Source organism: Neomoorella sulfitireducens (assembly GCF_024733845.1).
Classification (GTDB): Bacteria; Bacillota; DSM-521; order Neomoorellales; family Neomoorellaceae; genus Neomoorella; species Neomoorella sulfitireducens.
On record NZ_JANRHG010000006.1, the window covers coordinates 137,599 to 163,766 of the forward strand.

The 26,168-nt window shown below is 54.0% G+C and carries 23 protein-coding genes; 4 read left to right on the forward strand and 19 right to left on the reverse strand.

The window, feature by feature from the left end; all coding sequences use genetic code 11:
- Positions 1-174: 174 nt before the first annotated feature.
- The 3 genes from NWF31_RS08110 to NWF31_RS08120 form a co-directional block, all read right to left on the reverse strand.
- On the reverse strand, positions 175-459 hold the full coding sequence (locus tag NWF31_RS08110; RefSeq protein WP_258359996.1) for a hypothetical protein: 285 nt from the start codon (positions 457-459) through the stop codon (positions 175-177).
- A 21-nt stretch (positions 460-480) separates the two neighbouring features.
- On the reverse strand, positions 481-1,863 hold the full coding sequence (locus NWF31_RS08115) for a TRAP transporter large permease subunit (RefSeq protein WP_258359997.1): 1,383 nt from the start codon (positions 1,861-1,863) through the stop codon (positions 481-483).
- A 356-nt stretch (positions 1,864-2,219) separates the two neighbouring features.
- Positions 2,220-3,017: a GntR family transcriptional regulator gene (locus tag NWF31_RS08120; protein WP_258359998.1), complete on the reverse strand. Its 798-nt coding sequence runs from the start codon at positions 3,015-3,017 to the stop codon at positions 2,220-2,222.
- A 216-nt stretch (positions 3,018-3,233) separates the two neighbouring features.
- Between NWF31_RS08120 and NWF31_RS08125 the strand changes: the two genes are divergently transcribed.
- The 3 genes from NWF31_RS08125 to NWF31_RS08135 all read left to right on the forward strand — a co-directional run bounded on the left by NWF31_RS08125 (position 3,234) and on the right by NWF31_RS08135 (position 6,498).
- The gene (locus NWF31_RS08125; protein WP_258359999.1) at positions 3,234-4,601 is read left to right on the forward strand and encodes a DUF1446 domain-containing protein; all 1,368 of its coding nucleotides are present in this window, start codon (positions 3,234-3,236) and stop codon (positions 4,599-4,601) included.
- A 14-nt stretch (positions 4,602-4,615) separates the two neighbouring features.
- Complete coding sequence (locus NWF31_RS08130; RefSeq protein WP_258360000.1) at positions 4,616-4,939, forward strand: DUF4387 domain-containing protein; 324 nt, start codon at positions 4,616-4,618, stop codon at positions 4,937-4,939.
- Positions 4,940-5,073: 134 nt separating this feature from the next.
- Positions 5,074-6,498, forward strand: coding sequence for a sodium:solute symporter family protein (locus NWF31_RS08135; protein ID WP_258360001.1), 1,425 nt, complete (start codon positions 5,074-5,076; stop codon positions 6,496-6,498).
- 113 nt (positions 6,499-6,611) lie between these two features.
- Here the strand turns inward: NWF31_RS08135 and NWF31_RS08140 are convergent, their stop codons facing one another.
- The 8 genes from NWF31_RS08140 to NWF31_RS08175 form a co-directional block, all read right to left on the reverse strand.
- Positions 6,612-7,583 carry an ABC transporter ATP-binding protein gene (locus NWF31_RS08140; RefSeq protein ID WP_258360002.1) on the reverse strand — a complete coding sequence of 324 codons (972 nt, stop codon included), beginning with the start codon at positions 7,581-7,583 and terminating at the stop codon, positions 6,612-6,614.
- Positions 7,580-8,587: an ABC transporter ATP-binding protein gene (locus tag NWF31_RS08145; protein ID WP_258360003.1), complete on the reverse strand. Its 1,008-nt coding sequence runs from the start codon at positions 8,585-8,587 to the stop codon at positions 7,580-7,582. The genes NWF31_RS08140 and NWF31_RS08145 overlap by 4 nt, the downstream gene beginning before the upstream one ends.
- 11 nt (positions 8,588-8,598) lie before the next feature.
- Complete coding sequence (locus NWF31_RS08150) at positions 8,599-9,513, reverse strand: ABC transporter permease (RefSeq protein ID WP_258360004.1); 915 nt, start codon at positions 9,511-9,513, stop codon at positions 8,599-8,601.
- A 2-nt stretch (positions 9,514-9,515) separates the two neighbouring features.
- Complete coding sequence (locus NWF31_RS08155) at positions 9,516-10,445, reverse strand: ABC transporter permease (RefSeq protein ID WP_258360005.1); 930 nt, start codon at positions 10,443-10,445, stop codon at positions 9,516-9,518.
- Positions 10,446-10,541: 96 nt separating this feature from the next.
- A complete protein-coding gene (locus NWF31_RS08160) occupies positions 10,542-12,155 on the reverse strand; it encodes a peptide ABC transporter substrate-binding protein (RefSeq protein WP_258360006.1) in 1,614 nt (537 codons plus the stop codon).
- A 185-nt stretch (positions 12,156-12,340) separates the two neighbouring features.
- On the reverse strand, positions 12,341-13,744 hold the full coding sequence (hydG, locus tag NWF31_RS08165; protein WP_258360007.1) for a [FeFe] hydrogenase H-cluster radical SAM maturase HydG: 1,404 nt from the start codon (positions 13,742-13,744) through the stop codon (positions 12,341-12,343).
- Positions 13,745-13,769: 25 nt separating this feature from the next.
- On the reverse strand, positions 13,770-14,822 hold the full coding sequence (gene hydE, locus NWF31_RS08170) for a [FeFe] hydrogenase H-cluster radical SAM maturase HydE (RefSeq protein ID WP_258360008.1): 1,053 nt from the start codon (positions 14,820-14,822) through the stop codon (positions 13,770-13,772).
- 96 nt (positions 14,823-14,918) lie between these two features.
- Positions 14,919-15,173, reverse strand: a complete 255-nt coding sequence (locus tag NWF31_RS08175; RefSeq protein WP_258360009.1) for a TM1266 family iron-only hydrogenase system putative regulator — start codon at positions 15,171-15,173, stop codon at positions 14,919-14,921.
- A gap of 366 nt (positions 15,174-15,539) precedes the next feature.
- On the opposite strand from NWF31_RS08175, the gene NWF31_RS08180 reads away from it, so the two are divergent.
- Complete coding sequence (locus NWF31_RS08180; protein ID WP_258360010.1) at positions 15,540-16,055, forward strand: hypothetical protein; 516 nt, start codon at positions 15,540-15,542, stop codon at positions 16,053-16,055.
- Between the two features lie 19 nt (positions 16,056-16,074).
- Here NWF31_RS08180 and NWF31_RS08185 read toward each other — a convergent pair whose 3' ends face one another.
- The 8 genes from NWF31_RS08185 to NWF31_RS08220 form a co-directional block, all read right to left on the reverse strand.
- Positions 16,075-17,160 (reverse strand): 6-phosphofructokinase, encoded by a 1,086-nt coding sequence (locus tag NWF31_RS08185; protein ID WP_258360011.1) that lies wholly within the window; start codon positions 17,158-17,160, stop codon positions 16,075-16,077.
- A 15-nt stretch (positions 17,161-17,175) separates the two neighbouring features.
- Positions 17,176-18,999 carry a DNA polymerase/3'-5' exonuclease PolX gene (locus tag NWF31_RS08190; RefSeq protein WP_258360012.1) on the reverse strand — a complete coding sequence of 608 codons (1,824 nt, stop codon included), beginning with the start codon at positions 18,997-18,999 and terminating at the stop codon, positions 17,176-17,178.
- A complete protein-coding gene (locus NWF31_RS08195) occupies positions 18,996-19,271 on the reverse strand; it encodes a cell division protein ZapA (RefSeq protein ID WP_258360013.1) in 276 nt (91 codons plus the stop codon). Before NWF31_RS08195 ends, NWF31_RS08190 begins: the two co-directional genes overlap by 4 nt.
- 77 nt (positions 19,272-19,348) lie before the next feature.
- On the reverse strand, positions 19,349-21,760 hold the full coding sequence (gene pheT, locus NWF31_RS08200; RefSeq protein WP_258360014.1) for a phenylalanine--tRNA ligase subunit beta: 2,412 nt from the start codon (positions 21,758-21,760) through the stop codon (positions 19,349-19,351).
- Between the two features lie 14 nt (positions 21,761-21,774).
- Positions 21,775-22,797, reverse strand: a complete 1,023-nt coding sequence (gene pheS / locus NWF31_RS08205; RefSeq protein ID WP_258360015.1) for a phenylalanine--tRNA ligase subunit alpha — start codon at positions 22,795-22,797, stop codon at positions 21,775-21,777.
- A 471-nt stretch (positions 22,798-23,268) separates the two neighbouring features.
- Entirely contained in the window at positions 23,269-24,084 is an 816-nt protein-coding gene (locus NWF31_RS08210; RefSeq protein WP_258360016.1) for a TrmH family RNA methyltransferase, read from the reverse strand.
- Between the two features lies 1 nt (position 24,085).
- Positions 24,086-24,733 carry a potassium channel family protein gene (locus NWF31_RS08215; protein WP_258360017.1) on the reverse strand — a complete coding sequence of 216 codons (648 nt, stop codon included), beginning with the start codon at positions 24,731-24,733 and terminating at the stop codon, positions 24,086-24,088.
- Between the two features lie 13 nt (positions 24,734-24,746).
- Positions 24,747-26,039, reverse strand: coding sequence for a TrkH family potassium uptake protein (locus NWF31_RS08220; protein ID WP_258360018.1), 1,293 nt, complete (start codon positions 26,037-26,039; stop codon positions 24,747-24,749).
- Positions 26,040-26,168: the final 129 nt, after the last annotated feature.

The window sequence follows — 26,168 nt, forward strand, 5'->3', positions numbered from 1 at the left end:
GGTAAAAATTCCTCCGGATTCATTAAATTCATAGCCATTATTATAGCCCCCATGATATTGAACTTTTTATATAAAAGCACGGGGCTGGTCCAGAATAAAAAACCAGGCGAACAATTATCTATTCGCCTGGTACAATGGTAGCCGCAAATCTTATTTAACTAATAAAAGCTTCCCTTAAACATTTTTCTCCTTTTTATCTATTTCTTTTTCTTCACTAACCAGGGTAAGTTTATGATCACGCGAAATGTAAATATCTACAATACCAATAGCCACGGCTACTGTAGCGAGTTTTATGCCCCATTTCATAATGCCCCCGGCGGTGACGGCCAGTTGGGTAGCAGTGGGTCCCCCAAGGATAAAACCGGCCAGGAAAAGAAGAAAAGCCACCGCTCCAAGGAGCAAGGTTACCAGGGCTACAATGCTAAAGGCTCCGCGCAAGAACTGTCTTAGCGAGCTCATGTTTGGCCTCCTTCACTTTACTCAAACTACAAACAAAGGTAACAGGCCGGCTAACAGGATCATGCTTAAGATTAAATGGAACAATATCCATACAAGTGTTAGCTTAGTCGTTTCCCAGAAGCCGGAACCGGCGATACCCATAGCGGTATACATACACAGGGCAAGGGGCGGGGTCATGCCCTCCATGGCCCCGGTCATGGCCGGGAGTAAGAGGGCCAGGACTACCGGGTTGCCACCCAGGGCAGCATAAGCGCCGATAACCGCCCCGCCCAGAATGGCAATCTGCGAACTGCCAGGAAGGGCCATGCCCAGGAACATAAATAACAAGGGAATAACAACGGCAAAGGTATAGCGGCTTAGACCCATACCTACCAGCCAGTTTTGTACTACTTCCTTCATCTCTGTGGCGGCAAACACCTGGGCGGTGGCATAGGCCAGGTAAATGGTAATAGCTACGGGCACTACCTTCTCCAGGCTATCCTTAAACCGCTCGTAGAGATTGGTAAGGCTCGCCCCGCCCTCCATGGATTTCCAGCCAACAATAAGAGCGTAGGCTGCCGCAAGGCCGGGAGTAAACATTAAAACCGAGCTGGAAAAAGCTTTGGCGCCGTCTGCTCCCAGGCGCAATTTCAACAGGTCACCCATCTGGGAATCAACAAAAAGAGGCAAAAAGATTAACACGGGAATGACGAGTGCCTTCCAACCCTGGCGCAGGGCTTCCCCGGCTGCCGGCCTTTCCTCTGGCGGGACGGGAGAAACTTTATAATAGTAGCAAAGCCCGAGAAGGGTTAGCCAACGCTGGACAACAAACCACAACCCCACAGCATATGAGCCGATAATAAAAGTTGAAGAACTGAGTGCCCCTTTAAAGACAGCGTCGAGTACACCGAAAGCCAGGAGAATGCTGCCGGCAGGCGGGATAACGTTTCCTAACGAGCTACAGGACATTTCCGTCGTTGCAGCCAGGGCCGGCGGAAAACCGGTTCGTTTCATGGCAGGTATAGTGAATACACCGGTAGCAGCCACATTGCCAGGACCGCTACCCGACAGGGCTGCCATAAACGTGCTGGCGAACAGGGAAACATAACCCGCCCCACCGCGAAATCGACCTACAGTAGCAATAATAAAATTAATAACCTGCTCAATTACCCTGGTTATATCAAAAAGGTGCGCCAGGGCCAAAAAGCCGAAGATAGCATAAAATAAACTGCTGGTTGCCGGATAAGCCAGGGCTTTCCAGAAGACATCATATTTGCCGGTCATCACTATTGAAAAAAGAAAACCGAAGGCCATGGCTTCATATACAGGCCTTTTAAAGACAACAAACAATAAAAATATAACTAGCAAAAGCTCGATTAAATAAAATACTTCCAGGGGAAATGGACCAATGTATTGGCCGCCCAACCCGAATAACCTCCTTAAAAGTTATTTGACGTTTTTAACATAATACCTTCCTGAAAATTAGACCAGTACTACATTTTTCTGCTTTTTTCCATATCCTTCCTTAACCAATGCTCTTGCCATCACTTTGTTATACCCTCCCCTCTTTTATGTTATATCTTGTTATGATCTATTCGCTGTTAATTTTATTTTTCCTGCATGCCATACCGGTAATTCTTATTTTTTTATTAAAGGGCAAACAAAAGCCCCCGGGGTGCTTATGGCACACTCAGGGGCTTCTTCGCCAAAATCAGGCTTCATTACCCGTTTTTTTGTTGACAACGCTATTATACCATCATGATTCCGATTGTCAATACCCGTTATAACCTTTTTTCCTGGTTGACCGGCCGGGTTATATAAAAGCTGTATTTATCACCCCGGTAGGCGGCCTGCTTGTATTCCACCGGACGGCCTGCGGCCGTATAAACCAGAGAAGTTACTAAAAGCAGGGGTTCCCCCTGTTTAACGCCTAATATCCCGGCCTGTTCCTTCCTGGCGGCGATGGCCTCAAAGGACTGGGTCAGCATGGCAGGCGCAGGTATCCCTGCTTTTTCGTACAAATCAAAAGTAGAAAAAGCAACCCTTTGTTGGGAAAGCTCGCGGGCCAGATCGCATAATTTTTGCCCCAGCTCACCGGCGAAGTAGGAAAGATAATAGACCATAGGTTCATTATTTCCCAGGCCCAGGAGTTCCAGCCGCATTACAGTAGTTGAAATGGGAATTGCCAGCACAGTAGCCAGGTGGTAATCGGCCGGTACAAAGCTGGCGCCTAGGTATTTAGTGGAAGGTTCCAATCCTTTGCTGCGCAGGGTTTCTTCAAAAGGGGTCACCCTTACCAGTTCCTGTTGGATGCGGGGCTTGGCAACAAAAGTACCTTTACCATGGCTGCGATAAATTAGCCCTTCCCTTGTCAGTTCCGCCAGGGCCTGGCGCACCGTGATCCGGCTGACATTATACATGGCGCAGAGTTCCTTTTCCGAAGGCAGGCGCTCATCCGCCTTGAGGATGCCGTTTTTAATTTGACCCGCCAGTACATCTTTTAGTTGTTGATAAAGGGGTTTGGATTTTTCCGGTGATATTTGCCAGTCTCCAGATTCTAACGGTAAATTTTGCGGCACAGCCAGAACCTCCAAAGCTTGTAACTTCGTTGTCATAACAAGACTAGCACAATCTAGCGTTAAGATCAATATAACAATTATTTTACAAATGGATCTTTCAAGCCCCTCCTCTAGAAAATTTAATTTTTTATTTTAACCAGAAGGAAAAAAGGCACCTATGTCGAATAGAAAAATTAACACGTTATAACACGTGATAACATCTTGGAGGGAGTATTTATGGAAAGGAAACCGCTGCGCTTCCTGTGCCCCAACGGTCACCTAGGATTTGCCCCCATCAAGACAGGGAGTTTTTACCGGGGAGTTGCAACCAAACCTGATTTCATCCTGGCGGACTCCGGCAGCGATGACATCGGTCCCGGGCCTTTAGGCTCAGACACCTCTACCAGCCCCCTGGAATGGCAGAAACACGACCTGGAACATATGCTGCTGGCCGCCCGTAAACTGGGTGTACCCATGATCATCGGTTCCGCCGGCGACACGGGTACCAACAGCCGTGTCGACCTCTACGTCAACATTATTAAGGAGCTGGCCGAGAAACACAACCTGCCTAAATTTAAAATCGGTTACTTCTACTCCGAAGTAAGCAAGGACTACCTGGCCCGGAAAATGGATAAAGGCGAGGTCATCAAAGGCCTTGACGGCCGCCCCGACCTCACCAGGGCAGAACTGGAGAAAACCGACCGCATCGTCGCCGTGGCCGGTGTACACCCCTATATTAAACTTCTGGATATGGGCGCCGACGTCATTATCGGCGGCCGCTCCAGCGACTGTGTTATTTTTGCCGCCCCGGCCATCCGCGCCGGTTTTCCGGCGGACCTGGCCTACTACCTGGGCAAGGTCCTGGAGTGTGCATCCTTCTGCGCCGAGCCTTACGGTGGCAAGGAGACGGTTATCGGCACCATTACCGAAAAGGAAGTCCTGGTTACGGCCATGCACCCGGAGCAGCGCTGCACCGTGGCTTCGGTAGCCGGCCACGCCATGTACGAAAGATCCAACCCCTACTACGAGTATGTCCTGGGCGGCATGCTGGATATGAGCAACTGCCGTTATGAGCAATATGATGAAAAGACCTGCCGTATTATCGGGCCGAAATTTATTCCCTCGGACGAATGGCGGGTGAAACTGGAGGGTTCCGGCAAGGCAGGCGAGCGCTACATCGGTATTGCCGGCATCCGTGATCCTTACACTATCCAGAACATCGACAAGGTTATCGAGTGGGCGAGGGCCCAGGCCCGGGAACGTTTCGGCGATACAGGTTATGAGCTCCACTACCATGTTTTTGGCAGGAACGGAGTAATGGGCGACCTGGAACCGGTTAAAGAGATCCGCTCCCATGAACTCTGCGTAGTTGTTGAAGGCATTGCCCCCACCAAAGCCATGGCCGAAGAAATCGCCATGATCGGTACCCGGCAGATGTTCTACGCCCGCCTGCCTGAGGTTAAAGGAACGGCCGGCGGCGTTGCCTTTGTCGTCGACGAAGTGCTACCGGCGTCACCAGCCTACATGTGGACCATGAACCACACAATTGCCCTGGATGACCCCTTAGAACTGTTCCCCACCTACCTGATGGAAGCAGGAAAGTAAGGAGGTAAATTTTAATGGCTACCGTAAAACTGATCAACCTGGCCAAAACCATCCGCAGTAAAAATGCCGGTACAGATAAAATTACCTTTGACATTATTTTCCGGGAAAAGGAAAACTACGAGCTGGTCAAAAAAAGCGGCGTCCTGACCCCGGAAACTATCTGCAAGCTTTATGGTATTAGCCGGGAAAGAATTGCCGACTTCGTTGAATTCGACCCTGCTTATGCCATAAAGTTTACCATCTATCGCCAGCGCCCCAGCGGCAGCCCGGGGGAATCCGATATCTTCGGCTGCCAGCAGTACGCCCCCTTGCTTGATATAGAAGTACCGGTGGATTAAATTTATCACAGTCCTTAAACCGGGAGGCTTGAAGACGCCTCCCGGTACTCTTAAATCCGGTAAACGGCCTGTTAATTAAAAGAACTGATACGAAATCAAATATTTATACACTATTACAGGAGGACAACGATCCAATGTCCTTACAGTTATTGATTATCCTGGCCTATTTTGCCCTCACCATCGCCGTCGGTCTTTTTGCCAGGAAAAAAACCAGCAGCGCCAGTTCCTTCCACGGGGCCGGCCTGGGTGTCCTGATGGTGGTCGTCGTCGGGGTCGGCGAGTGGCTGGGCGGCACTTCGACTACCGGCATCTCGGAATACGGCTTTATTGCCGGCCTTTCCGGGGCGTGGTATACCATAGCCAACGGCATCGGCGTCATTATCCTGGCATTATTCTTTGCCAAGTTATACCGCAGCCTGGATACCGTAACCGTACCTGGAATCGTGGAAAAATTCCTCGGTGTTAATGCCCGCGTCGTGGCCAGCGTTTTACTTATCTTCGTCATGATCGCCGTCGGTACCGCCCAGGTCATCGCCGCCGGCACCCTGGGCGTCTCGGTCCTGGGCCTCAGTTACGAGACAGCTGTTGTCATCCTGGGAATCGGTTTTATCGTCTACACCCTTGCGGGAGGCATGACGGCCATTGGTTATACCAATCTAATGCACCTGATCGCCATGTACGGCGGCGCCGTCCTGGCCGTAGTCTTTGTCCTGGCCGATATCGGGGGGCTGTCCTCCCTGAAAAGTCACCTGCCCGCCCAGCCTTACTTTAGCTGGACCGGCATCGGCTGGTCTAACATCTCCTCCTGGATCATTGCTTCTATTTTGGGAGCTTGTACTGCCCAGGCCGGTATCCAACCAATCCTGGCGGCAAAGGACGTCCGGGTTGCACAAAAAGGAGCTTTTATTACGGCCTTTATCGTCGCACCCTTCGGTATTCTTACCGCCCTGCTGGGCATGGCTGCCAAAGTGCGTTTCCCGGAGCTGGCCAACGCCAAGCTGGCCTTACCCACCCTGATGATGCACTTACACCCGGCAGTCGGCGGCATTGTCCTGGCCTCTATAATGGCAGCTATCCTCTCGACTGTTGCGCCGATTATCCTGGCTGCCGGGACGATGTTTACCAAAGACCTCTACCAGCGCCTGTGGTACCCGGAGGCCGGTGAAAAACAATTATTACTGGTTTCCCGGATAAGCACCGGTGCTGCCGGGCTCGCCTGCCTGCTCCTGGCCATCTTGATGTACGGCAGCACCCGCATCCTGGATATGGTTTATTTTGCCTATACCATCCGCGGTTCCCTTTTTGTCATCCTCCTTTTTGCCATCTACTGGCGCAAAACCTCGCCCCAAGGAGCCGTTTATGCGATGGTTGTCACCGCCGTGGTAGGCTTCTTCTGGGTTTTTTATAAGGCCAAATTTGGCCATTACCCTGTGCATCCCACCTTTACGGAGACATATGCTGCCGTGGTAATGGCCGTGATCAGTACCGTGGTTTTTAGCCTTATCACAGGGAAAACTTCGGGACAACATAATACCGGTGGCCCATATGATAACCGCTAATCCAACCCTGCATGATTAAGAGGGGGCGGCTAGCCCCCTCCCCTCACACATCGGATATACAGCCCGCTTCCGGTGGAACACCGCACGCAATGCCGTCCAACCTTACATAAGTTTTAAAGCGTTTCCTTTTCTTCCGGTTTAAAACAAGCCACCCAGTGACCTGGCGATTTCTCCTGGAGCGCAGGGGTTTCCCGGTGGCACTTTTCACCGGCCAGCGGGCACCGGGAAGCAAAACCGCACCCCTCCGGGGGATTGATAGGGCTGGGAACGTCCCCAATTAAGATAATTCGCTGCCGCTGTTTTTCCACCCCGGGATCGGCGATGGGTACCGCAGACAACAGGGCCCTGGTATACGGGTGCAGGGGGTTGTCGTAAAGCTCTTTATTCCCGGTAAGTTCCACTATCCGGCCCAGGTACATCACGGCCACGCGGTCGCTCAGGTATTTCACCATGGACAAATCATGGGCGATAAATAAATATGTCAGGCCGAATTTTAACCGTAAGTTTTCTAATAAATTAATTACCTGTGCCCGGATGGAAACATCCAGGGCAGAGGTGGGTTCATCAAGAACGATAAATTCCGGTTCCACTGCTAGAGCCCTGGCTATGCCGATTCTCTGGCGCTGGCCTCCGGAAAGCTCGTGGGGAAAGCGGTTTGTGTGTTCCTCATTCAAACCCACCAGTTCCAGGAGTTCAACAACCCGCCGGTGCCTTTTTTCCCCGTGTGCCAGGCGATGGATATCAAGGGGCTCGGCAATAATCTCCCCGATTGTCATGCGCGGGTTTAAAGACGCATAGGGGTCCTGGAAAATCATCTGGACTTTCCGGCGCAGCTGCTGTTTTTCTTCCCTTGAGAGTCTGGCCATATCGCTGCCGTTATATTCAATACTTCCTGAGGTCGGCTCGTAGAGCCCGGCCAGGACTCGGCCCAGAGTTGTCTTGCCGCATCCGGACTCGCCTACTAAACCCAGCGTTTCCCCACGGTGGATGCTAAAGCTAACCCCATCCACAGCTTTTAATACCTGCTGCGGCCCTACACGAAAGTATTTAGACACGTTTTTGGCCACAATGATGACCTTACTCACACCCCAGCCACCTTTACGCTCATTTTTTTCACTTCTTCCGCTTCCAGCCAGCAGCTAACCCTGTGCCCATCACTGAAAACCACTTCCGGTGGTTCATGGAGGGTACAAATTTTCATGGCTTGCCCGCAACGTGGCCAGAAGGCACAACCCGGTGGAGGATTGATCAAATCAGGCGGACGCCCCGGAATTGGTGCCAGTGGTTCGGAACGGTCCTGGTTCAAACGCGGCACCGACTTGATCAATCCCCATGTGTAGGGATGGCGAGCATTATAAAACACTTCTTCCGTGGTACCTTCTTCAACTACTTTGCCCGCGTACATGACCACAACCCTTTCGCTAAAACCGGCCACCACGCCAAGATCATGGGTAATCAGGACTACGGACATCTGCAGCTGGTGCTGCAGATCTTTTAGCAATTCCATAATCTGGGCCTGAATAGTCACGTCCAGGGCAGTGGTAGGCTCGTCCGCAATTAAAAGCTTGGGATTGCAGGCTATGGCCATGGCGATTAAAACCCTCTGGCGCATCCCGCCTGAGAACTCGTGGGGGTATTGCTTCAAGCGGCGTTCAGGCTGATTAATACCAACCATTTTTAAGAGCTCCACCATTCTTAGTCGTACCGCCTCGCCGGTAAGCCCCTGGTGGACTTTGAGCACCTCGCCGAGCTGGTTGCCGATCGTCAACGTGGGATTTAAGGAAGTCATGGGGTCCTGAAAAATCATCCCTATTTCTTTACCCCGGATCTTGGCCATTTCTTCATTTGTTTTAGGCGCCAGGTCTTCACCGTCAAAAAAGATGCTGCCACTGATAATTTTGCCGGGTGGCGTGGGAATGAGCTTCATAATGGTATGAGCGGTAACCGATTTGCCGCACCCCGACTCGCCTACTATAGCTACTACCTGACCTTTTTGGACACTAAAAGTAACGCCCCTGACTGCCTGTACTTCCCCGGCAAAGGTCTTAAAATGCACTCTTAAATCATTGAGATGCAATAGTTCTGCCATGCCGCTACCCCCTACCTCCTGGCTCGCGGGTCCAGGGCATCCCTGAGCCCGTCCCCGACAAAGTTAAAGGCCAGCATGGTTAAACAAATGAAAATTGCCGGGAAAAACAACTGCCAGGGATAAGCGCTTATTGCTCCAACTCCATCACTGGCGAGACTCCCCCAGCTGGCCATGGGCGCTGAAACCCCTAAACCTAAAAAACTAAGCCAGGCTTCGGTAAAAATTGCCTCCGGGATCATTAAAGTCATGGCCACGATAATAGGCCCCATGGTATTGGGAATAATGTGCCGGATTAAAATTCTAAAGGGGCTCGCACCCAACACCCTGGCCGCCAGAACATATTCCTGCTCTTTAAGGGAAAGAACCTGACCTCGTACCAGCCTGGCCATGTTCAGCCAGTAAACGGCACCCAGGGCGATAAAGATGGTTTTTAAACCCGGTTCCATGACAACCATGAGCAAAATGACCCATAGCAGGAACGGGATGCTGCTCAAAATCTCTACAACGCGCATCATTACTTCATCTACTTTGCCGCCGAAATAACCGGAGATCCCGCCATATAAAACCCCGATCAGAAATACCATGCAGGCCGTTAAGACCCCAACAGCCAGAGAAATCCTGGCGCCGTACCATACTCTGGTAAACAGGTCCCGTCCCAGGGCATCAGTGCCGAACCAGTACTCGCTACTGGGCGGTTTATTTGCCATCTGGTAGTTCTGTTCGTCATAGGTGTGGCCCGAAAGGTAAGGACCGGTAATGGCCATAGCCAGAAGAACGATGATCACCACAAGTCCAAACATGGCCAGCTTGTTCTGGCGAAAATTCCTGCGCACGTCCTGCCAGTAAGTAGTACGGGGTTTCCCTACGGCTTCAGCCTCTGTACCGCTCTTATCCAGAGGCTGCAGCAATTCCCTGGTCAACTCCATACTTAACCTTCCCCCCGCGTTAGCTTTATCCTGGGGTCAATCAATGAATAGGATAAATCCACAATCAAGTTCATGGCCATCAAGAACACGGCATAAAAAATGGTAAGCCCAAGGATTAAGCCGTAATCCCGGTTGGTGATGGCTATGACAAAATCCCGGCCGATCCCCGGAATGGCAAAGATTTTTTCAATCACAAAGCTCCCGGTGAAAATGGAGGCGATGAGGGGTCCCAGGTAGGTTACCACCGGCAGGATGGCGTTTTTCAGTGCGTGCTTGTAAATAATAACCCTTTCGGAAAGTCCCTTGGAACGGGCTGTTTTAATGTAGTCCTGCTGCAGCACCTCGATCATGTTGGCCCGGATGAGCCGGGATATAAAAGCCGTAGGCAGGGTCGCCAGGGCCAAAGAAGGCAGCACCGCGTGGGCAGGTGTACCCCACATGGCCGTCGGGAAAATTTTTATCTTGTAGGCAAATAAGAACATCAAGAGGGAAGCTACGATGAAGCTGGGTGCCGAAAAACCGATGGTGGCTATAACCATAGCCAGGTAGTCCTGCCACCTGTTTTGCCTTAAAGCAGCGATAATCCCCAGAGTAATGCCCACCACCAGGGCAATGGCAACCGCCAGGGCACCCAGCGTGGCCGAAACAGGGAAGCCATGCCTGATGAATTCGTTTACTGTCCGGTTTTCATATTTGTAAGAAGGACCTAAATCCCCTTTTACCACCTGTCCCAGATACTTGACGTACTGCAGCCATAAGGGGTCATTCAGGTGGAACTTCTCTTCCAGGTTGCGCATCACCGAATCAGGAAGTTGCTTCTCGCTGGCAAAGGGCCCTCCTGGCACCATGTGGACTAAGATAAAAGTAAAAGTAATTATCAGTAGTAACGCCAAGATACTTGATACCAACCGGCGTATTATAAAATGTCCCATTGCTCCACCTCAACTTACTGGCACGTTTTACTAGGCCTTATCAAATAGGTAAAGAGGTATATGCCAACGGCATATACCTCTTCTAACGCCTTAGACTTATTTCACACTGGCCCACTTAAATTCGGCGTATACGCCGAAGGACGGGATAATTACATCTTGTACCCGATCACTAATCACCGTTGGTTCAGTATAGAAATAGATGGGCATAATAGGCATTTCGTCCATGAGGATCTTTTCCGCCTCATGCATGGCCTGCATGCGTACGGCCTGGTCGCCGGAGGAATTGGCCTTCTTGATCAATTCATCATATTCCTTATTGCTCCACCCGGTCAGGTTGTTACCACCGCCGGTGACAAACATATCCATGAAGGTCATGGGGTCAGCATAATCGGCAATCCACCCTGAACGGAGGACGTCATACTGGAGCTTCTCCATCATGGTCAGGTAAACCTGCCACTCTTGATTTACCAGGTTGACTTCTATACCCAGATTTTTCTTCCACATCTGCTGGATGGCTTCGGCAATTTTCTTGTGATTTTCGCTGGTATTATACAGGATGCTGACTTTGGGGAACCCTTTGCCGTCAGGATAGCCGGCTTCTGCCAGCAGCTTCTTGGCTTCCTCTACATCTTCCTTGAAATAGTCGTTGCCGCCGTTCTCCCGGAAATCCTTGCCGTCGGCATCTACAATCCCGTAAGGAGTAAAGGCAAAAGCAGGTTTTTGCTCCGCCTGGGTAATGGTTTCTACAATCGCCTTTCTATCGATGGCCATAGCCAGGGCTTTCCTTACCCGCGGGTCGTCAAAGGGCTTCTTGGTAACGTTAAAGCGGTAGAAGTAAGTAGCCAGATTGGGATAGACTTTAAGCTTGCCCTGCTGCTTCAACCGCGGGATATCTTCCACTGGAACATTGCCGACCACAAGATCAGCTTCGCCGTTCTCAACCATGGTTAAAGCCGTCTTGTCGTCGTCAATCAGATAAAACTCCAGGCCGTCAAGCTTTACACTGGCAGCATCCCAGTAGTTGGGGTTTTTCTTAAACACCAGCTTCTGTTTGGGAGTATAGCTTTCGATCACAAAAGGACCGTTGCCGACGATTTTCTTATCCCCTTCAACCTTGAACTGCGGGTTAGCTTCAACTGCTTTCTTGTTCAAAGGATAAAGGGTTTGGAAGGCGGTAAGCCCCAGGAATTGGGGAGCAGGCTGGGACAGTTCCACCTTCAACGTCTTATCGTCCACCACGGTTATACCTACATCTTCGGCCTTACCCTTACCGCTGTTGTACTCTTCAGCTCCCTTGATATAAAACAGCTGGTAGGCGTACTGGGAAGCTGTTTCCGGCGCCAGGGCTCTCAGCCAGGCGTACTTAAAGTCGCCCGCCGTAACCGGGCTGCCGTCGGACCATTTGGCATCCCTTAAGTAGAAAGTGTAAGTTTTACCATCAGGGGAAATTTCCCACTTTTGCGCAATACCTTGAGTTATTTTCCCGTCCTTGTCGTAGCGCGTTAAACCTTCAAAAGCGGCGTTGGCGATGGTACCCTCCGGGGCACCGGTCATTGCGGCCGGATCCAGGGTCTCCGGATCTGCACCGAGCACATACTTGATTACCTTACTTGTTTCCTCTTTTTTGCCTTTATCCTGAGCACAGCCTGTCAATATTAAAGCAAAGGTAATCAAGAGGCCCAGGATGGTGAAAGTAACATTTCTTTTCAAAAAAACAACCTCCTTACCCTCTGGGAATGACTTAAATTATATTCTACACCTAAGACGATTTTCCTCTTTTAATGGTAATTTCTAAAAAATACCTGGTTCTCTTTAATTACACTGAACAAATAGGGTCGCAGGTTGAATATACCCCTTCCTTCTATAGTTGATGAAGGTAATCGCCGGGAGGCAGATTAAAAATAAAGATCCCTTTCCCCGGCGGCGATGCGCTCCAAGCGGCGTTCGGTTTCCACCCGTATAGCTTCACTGGGTATCTGGGCCAGGTGCTCTCTAATGGCCGCTTCCCCCGCTTCCCGGGTAGCCGGACCGGCGTAGTCCAGCAGGTATTCTTTAAAGGTCAGGATGGCGTTGGGCTGGCATACATGCTGGATCTCGCCGGTTTTGGCCAGGGCCATAAAGCGATCGCCGGTACGGCCGCGGCGGTAGCAGGCCGTGCAGTAGCTTGGGAGATAACCGCGCCGGCACAGGTCGCGGATTACTTCATCCGGGTGGCGGTGGTCGCCGATTTCAAATTGGGGTACGTCGTCGCTGTTTTCAGCATAGTGACGGCCGTAGCCGCCTACACCGGTGCAGGAGCCGGCGCTGAGCTGGGATAATCCTAAGGCTAAAAGTTCCGTCCGCAGTTCCGGCGTCTCCCGGGTAGATATAATCATGCCGGTATAGGGCACGGCCAGGCGGATGATGGCTACAATCTTCTTAAAATCTTCATCCTCAACCAGGTAAGGGAAATTCTCCAGGTTAATGCCGTAAGCCGGTCGCAGGCGGGGAACGGAGATTGTATGCGGCCCGACGCCGAAGGCCTGCTCCAGGTGGCGGGCATGGTAGAGCAGGCCCATCACTTCAAACTTGTAATCGTAGAGGCCGAAAAGGACGCCCAGGCCAACGTCGTCGATGCCGCCCTCCATGGCCCGGTCCATGGCCGTAGTGTGCCAGTCGTAATCAGCTTTAGGACCGCCGGGGTGCATGTAGGCATAGGTCGGCCGGTGGTAGGTTTCCTGGAAAAGGATATAGGTGCCGATGCCCGCGGCCTTTAACTGGCGGTAGGCGTCGACGGTGGTCGCGGCGATATTGATATTGACCCGGCGGATGTTGCCCCTGGCCTCGGTTATGTGATAGATACGGTCGATTACCTCCAGGACGTAGTCAAGGGGGCAGTGGACGGGGTCCTCCCCCGCTTCCAGGGCCAGGCGTTTATGCCCCAGGGATTCTAAAATACGTACCTCCCGCTCCAGTTCCTCCGGTTCCAGGCGACGGCGTTCAAATTTGTTGTCCCGCCGGTAACCGCAGTAGCGGCAGTTGTTAACGCAGTAGTCGCTGAAGTAAAGGGGAGCAAAGAGAACCATACGCCGGCCGTAAATCTTTTCCTTTATTTCCCTGGCGGCGGCAAACATCAGCCGGCGCACATCTGTATCGTCATTCTGGAGCAGCACGGCCACTTCATAGGGCTCCAGCCCCTTTGCTTCCCGCGCCTTTTCCACAATGCGGGCTGTTTCATCCCGCGTCGCCCCTTTGGCTTCTTCCAGATAACCCTCTATTTCTTCATGATCGATAAAATCGGCACGATAATTGTGCTGCATGGCAATTCCTCCATTCAGAAAAAATCTAATTCATAACAGGTTTCAAGGTGTGTCCCGGTCCCCGCCCCAGCCGCCGTCCTAAAGCACGCACCATGCCTTCCAGGCAGGTACGGCAGTCTTCCGGGCCTTCAGTGACGCAAATCTTATTGGGATAGATTTGATAATCGGCCCGGTATTTGGTAGGCGTTAGGTTGGGCATGATGACATTTGCCCCCCTCTGCAGGGCGAGCTGGCGGCCATTGGGGGCCAGGGTGCCCACCGCCGTTGTCGCCGGCAAGTGGGCATAGGGTATGACCAGCCTGGCGGTAGCCACCACCCGGTAGGTAAGGTCCAGGCTCCCTGCCGGTTCCCCGCCCAGGGGTGTTGCCGGGTGGGGGATAAAGGGGCCTAAGCCTGCCATTTCCACGTCCAGCTGCCGCAGGAGGATTAAATCATCGGCCAGATCCTCCAGAGTTTGACCCGGCAGGCCGATAATGTTACCCGACCCCACCTGATAACCAAGCTCCCGCAGCCACCGGAGGCACATGAGGCGCTCCTCCCAGTTCATACCTGGATGCAGGCGGGCATAGAGGTCGGCATTGGCCGTCTCGTGTTTCAGTAGATAGCGGTCCGCCCCGGCCTCCCGCCACATGGCGTATTCTTCCCGGGAGCGCTCCCCCACGCACAAGGTTACGGCTACCCCCAGCTTCTTTATTTCCCTTATTATCCCGGCCAGCACCGGGCCGGTATACCAGGGGTCTTCCCCCGACTGGAGGACGATGGTGCCGTAACCCAGTTCCGCCCCGCGCCTGGCGACGGCCACAATATCTTCCGGCATCAAGCGGTATCGCCGTAACGTAACATTGTCGGCCCGCAGGCCACAGTAATAACATCGACGGCGGCAGTAATTGGAAAACTCGATGACGCCGCGCAGGTGAACCTCATCACCGGCCACCCGCGCCCGAACGCTGTCCGCCAGGCGGCAGAGGGCTTCTTCCTCCACACCGGGGGCGGCGGCCAGCAGGTTTATGATGTCTTCCCTGGCAAGTTCTTCCCCGGCAGCCGCCTTCTCTAAGCTGGTGGCAAATTCCTTTCGCACAGTCGAACCTCCTCTACCGTCATTGCTATAAACCCGTTCTAAAACCTCAGCCCCCGTAGAGACATACTTATGCAGGCAATGCGTCTGACATGGCCGTTACTTCTCTTTACCCGTCAGGGCAGCCCGTACTTTTACGCCCGGCAGGCTGCCCAGTTTTCCCGTCAGGGCGCCGATGGTGTCGGTCGTCCCGTCCACGATTAAAGCGATAACGGCCACGCCCCGTTCCCGGTAGGGAATACCCATGCGGCCGACGATGCAGTCGCCGTAATCACTCAGGATGGCATTAACGCGGGAGGCAATATGTTCCCGGTCTTCAATAACTATACCGACGACTCCCAGGCGGTTTTCCATCCATATCCTCCTTACCGGCCTTATCCTTCATAGCCCGGCCATGCCCCTTGATTCCGGTAGCTCCAGGCGACATTAACCAACCAAAAAACGCTTCCCAGTCCGACTATCGGCCGGCAAGCGTTAGCAATAACCCCTCATGGTAATTCCCTCCTCCCCTGAGGCTCAGGTTGCCCCTTACCGCAGGATTAATTTTTGTCGCCCTCCCGCACCGGTTACGTATAAACCCATACGGTCAGGTTTGTTCTAGATCTATTTTGCACGATTAATAACCAAAAGGCAACAAATTTTTCTGCCACTCCTGGAGGAATTTTTTACCCGGCGGCGAAGAAGTATCCATAATAAATGTGCCTGGAAAGGAGAGTACGGATGGAAGAAATCCTGCAACAGCTCCTTCAGGGAATGGAAGAGATTAAAAAAACATTACAACAGCATACCGCAATCTTGCAGCAACACACTGAAACCCTTAACCAGCATACGGCAATCTTGCAGCAGCACACTGAAACCCTTAACCAGCATACGGCAATCTTGCAGCAGCACACTGAAACCCTCGACCAGCATACGGCAATCTTGCAGCAGCACACTGAAACCCTCGACCAGCATACGGCAATCTTACAGCAGCACACTGAAACCCTCGACCAGCACAGCAAGCAGCTAGACTACCTGCAGCAAAGGCAGATTAGAATTGAAAACCGTCTGGACAACGAGCTCTTGTCGAAAATCAACGTCCTGTTCGACGCTTTTGAGCTGCGGGGAGATGACATTGCCAGATTGCGGAAACACCTGGATGAACGCCTCGACGTAATCACCCTGGATATTAATTACCTGCTGGGTAGGACCGCCCGCCAGGAAACGGCCCTCATGGAATTAAGAAAGGCCAGGTAAAGTACCCGGCCAAAGTTCGCTAATCATCGCCAAAACTGATGCCTATAGCCCGGGCCGTGGCCAGGAGCTGGTGATCCAAGGGTATGGTCCGGGGTTTGCCGACCGCCTCTTCCAGGGTAACGTAAGAAATGGTATTGCCCTGGAGGCAGACCATCACCCCGTGGACGCCCTTGACGGCCAGCTCCGCTGCCGCGACGCCGAAACGGGTGGCCAGAACCCGGTCGTAGGACGACGGCGAGCCGCCCCGCTGGATATGGCCCAGGACCGTCACCCGGGTTTCAATGCCGCTCTTTTCTTCGATTAGCTTCCCTACCAACTGACCAATTCCGCCTAAGCGTACCCTCTCTACGCTCCCCTCCACCGTACGCTGTACAACCAGTTCTCCCTCCGGCGACTTGACCCCCTCGGCGACAACGACAATACTGAAAGGTTTACCCTCGGCCCTGCGGGCTTCTATTTTTTTCAGCACGCTTTCAATATGCCAGGGAATTTCCGGTATCAGGATGACATCGGCCCCGCCGGCCAGGCCGCTGTAAAGAGCGATCCAGCCGGCATAGCGGCCCATGAGTTCCAGGACCATGACCCGGTGATGGGATTCGGCCGTGGTATGCAGCTTGTCCAGGGCTTCGGTGGCCGTCCTGACGGCCGTGTCGAAGCCGAAGGTCTGATCCGTGGCCGCCAGGTCGTTGTCAATGGTTTTGGGAACGCCGATAACCCGCGCTCCCCTGGCCTTGAAGTCCCTGGCCCCGGCCAGGGTGCCGTCGCCACCCACCACCAGCAGCACTTCGATGCCCATTTGCTCCAGACGGTCTATGGCCTTGTCTGACATATCACGGAAAATAACATCACCGTTTTCTTTAACGGGGAAGTAAAAGGGATTGCTGCGGTTGTTTGTCCCCAGGATGGTACCGCCCCGGTGCAGGAGGCCGGAGATGGCCGGCGGGTCCAGTTTAATGTAACGCCCTTCCACCACGCCGGTGTAACCGTCGAGGAAACCAATCATCTCATAACCATACCTGTTGGCCGTTTTTGTCGCCGCCCGGATGACGGCATTGAGGCCGGGACAATCTCCACCGCCGGTAAGGATGCCTAGACGTTTAGGCATGGATGTCTCACCTCGTCATTTCCCACCTTTTTCCCGGTTTCTTTTGAGCCTCGCCAGCAGTCGTTCCAGTCCCCATGTATTGACCACATTCTCCGGTTCCAACCAGCCGCGCCGGGCGGTAAGAACGCCGTATTCCATGTCTGCCAGGCGGCCAGGATCATGGGCGTCGGTGTTGATGGCTATGGAGACGCCGTATTCTTTCGCCAGGCGGACGGCCGTATCATTTAAGTCCAGACGATCGGGGCTGGCGTTGATCTCCAGGATGGTGCCCGTCTCCGCCGCTAGCTCAATAATCCTGGCGACGTCTACAGCATAGGGACGACGCCGACCCAGCATGCGGCCGGTAGGGTGTCCCAGAATATCCACATAAGGATGGCGCAGGGCCGCCTCCAGCCGGGCCATTATCTGCCCTTCTTCCTGGCGGAAGCCTGTATGGACGGAAGCAATGACCAGGTCGAATTCCTTTAAGATTTCATCTTCATAATCCAGGCTGCCGTCGGCCAGGATATCGACTTCAATTCCGGCAAGGATGGTAATGTCTTCTAGTTCGTCATTCAAGCGGGCTATTTCCTCCCGCTGGGCCTTCACCTGTTCGACACTGAGGCCCCGGGCCACCACCAGGGACCGGGAGTGGTCGGTAATGGCCAGATAGCGGTAACCTCGCCGGCGGGCTGCCGCTGCCGTGGCGGCTATTGTCTCCACGCCGTCGCTGTAGCGGCTGTGCATGTGCAGGTCACCACGGATGTCTTCCACAGTAATAAGGCGGGGCAACTCACCCTTTAAGGCAGCTTCTATCTCGCCCCGGTCCTCCCTTAATTCGGGTACGATGTAGGGTAAACCCAGGCGATGGTAAAAAGCAGCCTCTCCTGCAATACTTCCCGCCGGTTCCGCTTCAATCTCCCTGTTCTCGCGAATTTCCTCTCCCTTCTCCAGTCCCGGCACCGCCTCACCCTTCACCGCTTCCTCTTCGGCCAGCCAGCGGGGTGTAATCAACCCTATATCGGCGGCCTTTAAACCCCGTGCCAATGCCAGTCGCAGCAGTCCTTTCCTGTGACCTTTAGAACCGGTGGCATAAAATACGGTGGCTGCAAATTCCCCTGGAGGAACCATGATAATCTCGACTTTGACCCCCAGGACCGTCCTTAAGGAAAGACGGTCCGGCTCCCTGGCAAGCACTTCCTTAACCTGGGGACAGTGGCCCATGACTTCCGCCACCTGGTTACCGGGACGTACCGCTACCACCAGGTCGATATCGCCCACCATCTCGCAACCGCGGCGGACGCTGCCGGCTACGGCTACCTTCTCAACCCCTGGTATATTGAGGAGCTGGTCCTGGAATAGCAGGGCCAGAGGTCTGGCTATTCCCAGGGGCACCTGCTCCCTTACTTCCTTTAACATTTCTATGCCCTGCAGGATGGCCAGCTCCGTCTTGCTTCCCAGTCCAGGCAGGGTCCTGATACGTTTTTCCCGGGCCGCCCTTTCCAGCTCTTCCAGGGTAGTAATGCCCAGGCCCTGGTGAATCTGGCGTACCGAACGGCATCCCAGGCCGGGTATAGCTAACATTTCCCTCAAGCCGGGCGGGATTTCCCGGCGCAAGTTTTCCAGAAAGGTAGAACGGCCGGTGGTTAAAAGCTCGGCTATCTTTTTGGCCAGGTTTTTGCCTACCCCCGGGATCTCTTCCAGGGCACCCCGGGCATAAAGGGAGGCGGCCTCTTCTTCCAGGTTTTCCAGGGCCCGGGCGGCACGGTGATAGGCGCGGACTTTAAAGGGTTCTTCTCCCTTTAATTCAAGCAAGTCGCCCATTTCCGTTAGTGCCCAGGCCAGCTCCAGGTTGGTCAACCCCGTTTTTCCTCCTGTATCAATTTTACCAGGGTTTCATAATCCTGCTGGACTTTGTAAAGTTCATCGGCAATGTTCAGGGCAGCCAGCACGGCGACCTTTACCGGGGGGTAATGGGGGAATTTATGGCTGACCTGGCGCATCTTTTTATCCACATACGAAGCCAGCATCTGGATGTATTCCGGCTCTTCCCCCTTCACTACGTATTCCTGTCCGTTAATATTGACCGTAGTCCTACCCGTAGCAGCATTCACCTTTTCTGCCTGAAGCAAGTTTACCCCTCCCTCGGCCTGGATATATCTTTGTTTGTTCGCTTTAAGTTATAGAAAATCCTGCCAGGGATTAAAATTCACTGGCGTAGCCTGGCACCAAAACGTTCCTCCAGGGCCCGTTGAATCCTATTCTGCACGGCATTTACCTCGGCATCCGTCAGGGTCCGGTCCGGCAACTGGTATACCAGGGAATAAGCCAGGCTTTTGCACCCTTCCGGTACAGGAGACCCCTGGTAAACATCGAAAAGGTTGCAGTATTTAAGCTGTTCCCCGCCTGCCTCCCTGATGATTTCTTCTACTGCTGCTGCAGGGACTTTTTCCTCTACTACAATCGCCAGGTCCCTTTCCACCGCCGGGAAACGGGGTAACGGCTCATAACCAACCTGCCCCCGGGTTAAACTGCCGGCATAGTCCCAGTCCAGCTCGAAGACACAGGCCCTGGCCGGCAAATCAAAGGCAGCCAGGACGTCCGGATGCAGTTCACCTGCAAATCCAAGGATCGTCTCACCAGCTTTAATATTTGCCGCCCTGCCGGGATGGAGGAAGGGATAATCAGCCGTAGCTTCCCAGGTGGTATTTTTGATTTTTACCCTGTCCAGGATATTTTCTAAAATACCTTTAAGATAGAAGAAATCCATCTCGCCCGCAGGCCAGTTCCAGCCCCTACCGGTACTCCCCATAACCAACCCGCCCAAACGCAGCGGTTCTGCCGGTAACTGCCGGCCTGAAGGAATAAATACCCGTCCAAGTTCATAAATGACCACCGGCAGCACCCGGCGGCTGGCATTGCGCCCGGCCACCTCCAGCAAACCAGGCAAGAGGGAGGGCCGCATGATGCTCTGTTCGTCCCTCAGGGGATTCTGGATTTTTACTACCCGCCGCCAGGGATGATCGTCCGGGAGCTGCAACTGGTCCAGGGCGGTGGGCCCGATAAAGCTGTAGGTAACGACTTCTACAAGGCCGGACGCTGCTGCCGCCTCCCGCCCGGCTGCCTCCCATCGCTGGCCCTGAGTCTCTTTTTCCTGCGCGGTGATGTTACCCGGCAGGCTCGCCGGGATGTTATTATAACCGTACAGCCTGGCAATTTCCTCTACCAGGTCGATTTCTCGGGTCAAATCGCCCCGGTAAGACGGGATGGTAACAAGGAACGGCCCTTCCCCTTCAACTTCCAGGTGAAGACGCTGCAGGAGTTCCTTCATGATATGGGGCGCCAGCTCTGTCCCTAAGATGTAGTTTACCCTCTCCGGCCGTAAGCTGATGGTTACCGGCCGGGACTTCCTTACATAACGATCCAGCCTGCCCCTGGCCACGCTGCCGCCGGCCAGTTCTGCCATGAGCCTGGCCGCCCGGTCGGCAGCTGCGGCCGCCCCTTCCAAATTGACACCACGTTCAAAACGGGTCGAGGCTTCCGAACGCAAGCCGAGCTTCCGGGAAGTACGGCGGATGGAAGCGCCGTCGAAGTGGGCCGATTCAATAAGGATATTGACTGTACCAGAGGTGACCTCCGTCTCCAGTCCGCCCATGACGCCGGCTACGGCTACAGGCCGGCCGGCGTCGGCAATGACCAGCATCTCCGGATCCAGTTCCCGCTCCACATTATCCAGGGTTTTTATTTTTTCTCCTGCTGCCGCGCAACGAACGATAATCGCGTGCTGCTGCAGGAGGTCGTAATCAAAAGCATGTAAAGGCTGTCCCATCTCCAGCATGACAAAGTTGGTTATATCCACCACGTTATTAATCGGGCGCATACCGGCGGCCCGCAGGCAGGCCTGCAGCCAGGCAGGAGATGGGCCGATACGTACCCCGCTCACCAGGCGGGCCACATAGCGGGCGCACAGGTCAGGCGCTTCAATTTCCACGGTCGCAAGGTCCGCAATGCGCCGCTCATCTTCCTGTACGTCAATATCCGGGAGGAGTAAAGGCGCCCCGGTGAGGGCCGCCACTTCCCGGGCGACGCCCAGGATGCTAAGGCAATCGGCCCTGTTAGGGGTAAGTTCCAGCACCAGGACAACATCATTGAGCCCTAAGACTTCGGCAACATCTGCACCCGGCGGAGCATCCGGCGGGAGGGTAAGGATCCCTTCCCGGTCTCCCGGGGAGATAAGGCTTACATCCAGCCCCAGCTCTTGAGCCGAGCAGAGCATACCTTCAGAGGTTACGCCGCGAAAGCTGGCCCGGTAAATTTCCTTACCTGCAGGCAACCGCGCTCCTTCCAGGGCTACGGCCACCGTCTGGCCGGCGTACACATTGGGCGCTCCCGTTACCAGCTGCAGTTCCCGGCCGGTATCAACCCGGCAGATTACCAGGTTTTCGGCGTTAGGATGGGGAGATATAGACCTGATCTTCCCTGCTACCACACCCTGAAAACCGGCGGCCAGGCTTTCCAGGTTTTCGACCGCCAGGCCGGCCATGGTAAGTTTCTCCGCCAGCTCTTCCGGCGACAGATTGATATCTACATATTTCTTAAGCCATTTATACGGAACGCGCAAGGACAATCACCCCTTTAAAACTGCCTTAAAAAACGCAGGTCGTTTTCATAGAAGAGGCGCAGGTCATCAATACCGTATTTCAGCATGGCCACCCTATCTACCCCCAGGCCGAAGGCAAAACCGCTCACCTCTTCCGGGTCATAACCGGACATGCTTAACACCCGGGGATGGACCATACCGCAGCCCAGGATTTCCAGCCAGCCGGTATGGCCGCATGTCCGGCAGCCGCTGCCGCCACACATGACGCAGGACATGTCGACTTCGGCGCTGGGCTCGGTGAAGGGGAAGTAGCTGGGCCGGAAACGCAGCTGCACCTGCTCACCAAACATCTGTTTGATAAAGGCCATCAGGGTCCCCTTCAATTCGCCAAAAGTTACCCGCCTATCCACCAGCAAGCCTTCTACCTGGAAGAACATGGGCGAGTGGGTAGCGTCATCATCCCGCCGGTAAACCTTGCCCGGGGCGATTATACGGATGGGTAAACGGGGACGGCGGGCCTCCATGACCCGTACCTGGACGGGAGAAGTGTGGGTCCGGAGCAGAACATCCTCAGTTATATAAAAAGAATCTTGCATATCCCGGGCCGGGTGTTCTTTAGGAAGATTCAGGGCCTCAAAGTTGTAATAATCGCTTTCTACCTCCGGGCCTTCGGCTACATCAAAGCCCAGACCTATGAAGATGGCTTTAATTTCATTTAAAGCCTGGTAAAGGGGATGGCGGTAGCCCCTGGGAACCGGCCGTCCCGGCAGGGTAACGTCGATGGCCTCTGCCCGTAGGCGGACGGCCTGTTCCCTGCGTGAAAGGACTTCCCTGGCCTCCTGCAGGGCCTTTTCCAGGTCCTCCCGGACCTGGTTGGCCAGCTGGCCTACTCGTGGGCGCTCTTCAGGCGAGAGTTTGCCCATTCCCCTGAGAACCCCGGTTAGTTCCCCTTTCTTGCCTAAATACTGGACCCTTATCCCCTCAAGTTCCTCACTGCTGGTGGCAGCTGCAATCCGGGACAGGGCAGCATTTCTCATGGCTTCAATAGTTGCTAACATCTATCTCACCCCAGGTATATCAAAATAAAAAGCCTTCGCCCCTTCGGGACGAAAGCTTAAAAAATATCCTACACCACCCCAAGTATACCGGCACCATCATGCCGCTCCCCTCTAACGGTGGGATCACCGGCGCAGCCTACTTTTTACTTTTCAGCCTGCTGCTCCCGGGCGAACTTCACGCGGCCTTTCCCCGGCAGCGCTTCCAGTCCACGACGCCGCCTCCCTGTGGGTTCCGTACCGGCTACTTTGCCCATTCATAGCATTTGGATTCTTAATTTTTTACCTACTGTGTAACCAGCCTGCGGTAAATAATGTAAGCAGCAATAGAACCTGTTTTTTCGAACAACCTCCAGAAGAACTCCGCCGACAGGAACAACCTATCACGACCTTTCCTGGAGCTTTTGGGGATAACCCCAGGGTTAATTATAGCACAGCTCTACTTGTCGTGACAAGGCGTAGTTTAACCGCGTCCTATGTTCCCTGTCGCTGCCGGAGGGCTTCATAAAGGAGGAGGGCTGCTGCAATAGCGGCGTTTAAAGATTCCACCGCCCCTGCCAGGGGAATACCTACCCTCGCGGTAGCCGCAGCCAGTAATTCCGGCCCCGGGCCATGATTCTCGCTCCCCACGGCCAGAGCCAGGGGCCCGCGCAGGTCGGCCTGCCAGAAAGTAAGGGGGGCGCCCACATCGGCCACTACGAGCTTCAACCCGGCGGCCCTTAGTTCCCGGGCCAGGACACCCGGTTCTACGCCGCTTACCACCGGCAGTTTAAAAGTGGCACCCATGGCCGCCCGGACCACCTTGGGGTTGAAGGGGTCAACGCTGCCGCGGGTTAATATCAGACCCTTTGCCCCGGCCCCCAGGGCCGTACGCCAGATGGTACCCAGGTTGCCGGGATCCTGGATGGCGGCGGCAATCATAAGGAAGGGAGGGGGGGAAGGCGGTACCGTTGCCAGCAGGGCGGCTAGAGGTTGCTCCCGTATAGGGGCGACGGCCACAACCCCCGGCGGCGTAATGGTGGTACTGATGGCCGCCATCAAATCTCCCGCTATCGCCAGGCAGCGGTAGCCAGCTTGCTGCAGGCCGGCTACCAGCCGCTCTCCCCGGGAGGTAGCAAAAATCTGCGGGCTGTACAACACAACTTCCAGGGGTATTCCGGACTGCAGGGCTTCCTCCAGCAGGTGGATACCCTCGATTAGATAAAAGCCCTTTTTCTCTCGCCAGGAACGTTCCTTTAAGGAGCGGGCCAGCTTCACATAACGGTTGGCTGCCGAAGTGATTAGCTCCACCTTAGCTTTCCTGTAACCTTTCCAGGGCTTTGTTCCGTCCTACCAGTACCAGGACATCCCCTTCTTCCACCACATCATCGGCGCCGGGGGCGGCCAGGATCTTGTTGTCCCGCTTAATAGCCATGACACTTACACCATGCTGGGCGCGTAAATTCAGTTGCCCCAGGGTCTTACCCGCCACCCTGGCCGGGGCCACAATCTCCACAATACTGTACTCTGGCGAGAGGTCGATGTGCTCCAGGACGTTGCCAGAAGCAAGGGTATGGGCCACCCTGACCCCCATATCCCGCTCCGGGAAAACGACTTTATCCGCACCAATTTTAGCCAGGACTTTACCGTGCAGGTCGTTCAGAGCCTTGGCGACCACGCACTTGATGCCCATTTCCTTGACGATTAAAGTGACCAGGATGTTGGCCTCGACATTTTCCCCAATGGCCACAATGGCCACGTCCACATTGCGAATGCCCGCCGCCTTCAGGGCTTCCTCATCGCGGGCATCAGCCTGGATGGCCGTGGTGACCTCGTTCATGAGGGCTTCCACCTTGGCCTCGTCGCTATCAATGGCGATTACTTGGTGGCCCATGCGGGCCAGGGTGCGGGCCACGCTGGACCCGAAACGGCCCAGGCCAATGACGGCAAACTGTTTCACAGCCCTGCCTCCTTTAGCCAACAATAATCCTCTCCTCAGGATAATGTTTTATTCCCTGGCGGCCCAGGCGCTGGGCAATGGCAAAGGCCAGGGTCAGGGGCCCTACCCGGCCGGTAAACATGGTAGCGATAATAAGCAATTTGCCAGTTACCGTCAGTTTCGGCGTCAGCCCCATGGAAAGACCGACGGTGCCAAAGGCTGATGTTACTTCAAAGAGTACCATTTGCATATCTGCCTGTTCGGTAATTAATAAAATACCAGTTACGGTAACTACCAGGAGCAGGGAAACAGCAGCAATGGCCAGAGCCTTTAAGACTGTACCCCGGGGTAACCGCCGGCCGAATACCTCAATATCAACGTTACCCCGGATAATGGTCCAGACAGCCACGGCAATGGCCGCAAAGGTAGTTGTCTTGATACCGCCACCAGTTGACCCCGGCGAAGCACCGATAAACATCAGGATAATGATAAAGAGCAGGGTTACCGGCCTTAAGTCGCCGATTACGAGGGTATTAAACCCGGCCGTCCGCGGCGTCACGGCCTGGAAGTATGAAGCCAGGATCTTTTCTCCTAGAGGCAAAGGCGCCAGGGTTTTCGTGTTAGTATACTCAAGGAGAAAGATAATTACTGTGGCTGTAGCGATTAGCAAAAGGGTGGTACGAATGACGATCTTGCTGTGCAGGGAGAGCCGCTGCCAGGAACGTTTGGTATAAATACCAGCTACGACGCTGAAACCCAGACCTCCAAAGATAATTAGCAAGGTAATAACCATGTTGACCAGCAAATCGCCCCGGTAATCAACCAGGCTCTTGGAAAAAAGATCAAAGCCAGCGTTGCAGAAAGCGGAGACGGCATGGAAGATACCAAAATAAATGGCCTGTCCCAGGGGCATCTGGCTGCTGAAACGGATACTTAAAAGCAACGCCCCCAGGCCTTCAGCAAACAGTGTAAAAATGAGGACATACTTGCTCAGGCGCACGACCCCTTCTACCGTCAGCTGGTTCATGGCTTCCTGTATGACCAGCCTTTCCTTCAGGGTGATACGCTTGCCCAGGAGCAGGGCGACCAGGGTAGACAGGGTCATAAAACCCAGGCCGCCGGTTTGAATTAAAGCGAGAATAACCAGTTCACCAAATAAAGAGTAAGTAGTCTGGGTATCAACTGTTACCAGGCCGGTCACGGCCGTGGCCGAGGTGGCCGTGAACAGGGCATCAATAACCGCCACCGGTTGCCCGCTCTGGCTGGCAATGGGGAGGCTTAAGAGGATCGTGCCGGTGGCGATAACCACCCCGAAGCCAAGGGCCATAATCTGGGGTGGCCGCAGGCGAAAGGGCCATTCCCGAACGATACTCGTACTCTTTCACCTTCCAGAATTAGTTATGTAGAAATGCATCTTCCCCTATTATTATGGTCGGCCCGGCCCTTGTCAAGCAGG